The following is a 527-nucleotide window of genomic DNA, read 5'->3' as shown; positions in this document are numbered from 1 at the left end:
CCCTGCCGGTGAGCTGGATCCAGATGCTGGCCGGTCTGGCGCTGCTGGGGACGATTAGCGGCAGCCTGTATCAGGCGCTGCATCACGAAGCCGAGCGTGACGCGGCGATTATCACCTTTCTGGTCACCGCCAGTGGTTTGACGCTGCTGGGGATTGGATCTGCATTTTGGGGATTAATTGCCGGAGGGGTGTGCTACACGGTGCTGAGATTAGCGCGCCGCACGTAGCTGCGAGGGCGTTTTGCCCGTCACCTGCTTAAAACGGTTGCTGAAGTGGCTGGCGGAGCTAAACCCGCAGGCCATCGCGATATCAGACAAGCTGCGGGAAGAGTAACAAACCAGCTGCTGCGCCAGCGCCATACGGCGCTGCATGACATACTGATGGGGCGCCATGTTCATCGACTGGCGGAACATTCGAGCGAAGTGAAAATCGCTCAACGCCGCTTCACCTGCCAAATCGCTCAGGGTGATGGGGTACGCCAAATGCGCGTCGATATAGGCCAGCACATTACGCAAGGTGACGGGCGC

Annotated in this window: 2 protein-coding genes; one reads left to right on the top strand and one right to left on the bottom strand. The window is 59.6% G+C overall.

What is annotated here, in order from left to right; all coding sequences use genetic code 11:
- Positions 1–227: benzoate/H(+) symporter BenE family transporter (locus FDW95_RS23420; protein WP_249358890.1), on the top strand; the 227-nt coding region annotated here is incomplete at its 5' end.
- Here the strand turns inward: FDW95_RS23420 and FDW95_RS23415 are convergent.
- The coding region (locus tag FDW95_RS23415) for an AraC family transcriptional regulator (protein ID WP_249358888.1) at positions 210–527 on the bottom strand (318 nt) is incomplete at its 5' end. The genes FDW95_RS23420 and FDW95_RS23415 overlap by 18 nt on opposite strands.

Origin of the sequence: Citrobacter sp. wls718 (assembly GCF_005280945.1) — a bacterium.
GTDB classification, from domain to species: Bacteria; Pseudomonadota; Gammaproteobacteria; order Enterobacterales; family Enterobacteriaceae; genus Citrobacter; species Citrobacter gillenii.
This window is presented reverse-complemented; position numbering and strand designations above follow the sequence as displayed.